Here is a 1,477-nt window from a genome sequence, read left to right on the forward strand (position 1 = left end):
TCGTCCCGCCCCCCAGGCTCCTCCCGCGCCCGCCGCCCCGCCCGCCGGCTCCACCGCGCCGGAGGAGCGCGACGGGCGGGCCGGGCAGCCGCCGGCCGCTCCCGACGCCGCTGCCGCTCCGCCGGTCCCCGGCACCCCTCCCCCGTCCGCCGGGCAGGGCGAGGCCGCCCGGCACCCGGAGCAGGGCCCGTGGTTCAACGCGGCGGGCGCCCCGACGGCGGGTGCTCCCACGACGTACGGCCCGGTCCCGCAGGACGCGGCCGGGCACGGCGGCCCGCTCGTCCCGCTGGCCGCCCCCTGGGGCGCCCCCGAGCCGCCGCGGCGCCGGCGCGGGGGCGGCCTCGCGGTGGCGGTCCTGGTGGCCGCCCTGGTCGCCGGGGCGGCCGGCGGCGGCATCGGCTACTGGGCGGCGAACCGGAGCGACACCTCGTCCACGACCGTCTCCGCCCCCGGCGACCCGAAGACCGCCAGCAGGACGCCCGGTTCGGTCGCGGACATCGCCGCCAAGGCGCTGCCCAGCGTCGTGACGATCGAGGCGCAGGGCAGCGGCGGCGAGGGCGGCACCGGGACGGGCTTCGTCTACGACACCGAGGGCCACATCCTCACCAACAACCACGTCGTCGCCTCGGCCGCCGAGGGCGGCCGGCTGTCCGTGACGTTCTCCAACGGCAAGCAGTACGACGCGGAGGTCATCGGGCGCGCCCAGGGCTACGACGTCGCGGTCATCAAGCTGAAGAACCCGTCCGACGCCAAGCTCAGCCCGCTGCCCCTGGGCGACTCGGACAAGACCGCCGTGGGCGACGCGACCGTCGCGATCGGCGCGCCGTTCGGCCTCTCCGGCACGGTCACCACGGGCATCGTGAGCGCCAAGAAGCGCCCTGTCGCCTCCAGCGACGGCGGCGGCAGCGGCAACGCCTCCTACATGAGCGCCCTGCAGACCGACGCCTCGATCAACCCCGGCAACTCGGGCGGCCCGCTGCTCAACGCCCAGGGCGCGGTGATCGGCATCAACTCGGCCATCCAGTCCGCCAACAACGGCGGCGGCTTCCCCGGCGCCCAGGGCCAGTCGGGCAGCATCGGGCTGGGCTTCGCCATCCCCATCAACCAGGCGAAGAACGTCGCCGACCAGCTGATCAAGACCGGCAAGCCGGTCTACCCCGTGATCGGCGCCACCGTGAACATGAAGGACGGCGGCACGGGCGCCCGCATCGCCGACAACGGCACCGACGGCGCCGCGGCGGTGACCCCGGGTGGCCCGGCGGACAAGGCCGGCCTCAAGCCCGGCGACGTGATCACCAAGCTCGCCGACACCAAGATCGACAGCGGTCCGACGCTGATCAGCGAGATCTGGACTCACAAGCCCGGCACCAAGGTCTCGATCACCTACGTCCGCAACGGCAAGCAGACGACGACCGACATCGTCCTGGGCGAACGCACGGGCGACAAGTAACCCCCACCCCACCACCCCCACGGACCC

At 75.0% G+C, this 1,477-nt stretch carries 1 protein-coding gene; it reads left to right on the forward strand.

Going from position 1 to position 1,477, the window contains the following annotated elements:
- Positions 1-1,450, forward strand: a 1,450-nt coding sequence (locus ACSNOK_RS32995; protein WP_436784468.1) for a S1C family serine protease, incomplete at its 5' end; no start/stop codon positions are given.
- Positions 1,451-1,477: the final 27 nt, after the last annotated feature.

The organism is Streptomyces sp. URMC 126, from assembly GCF_051386555.1.
Taxonomy (GTDB): Bacteria; Actinomycetota; Actinomycetes; order Streptomycetales; family Streptomycetaceae; genus Streptomyces.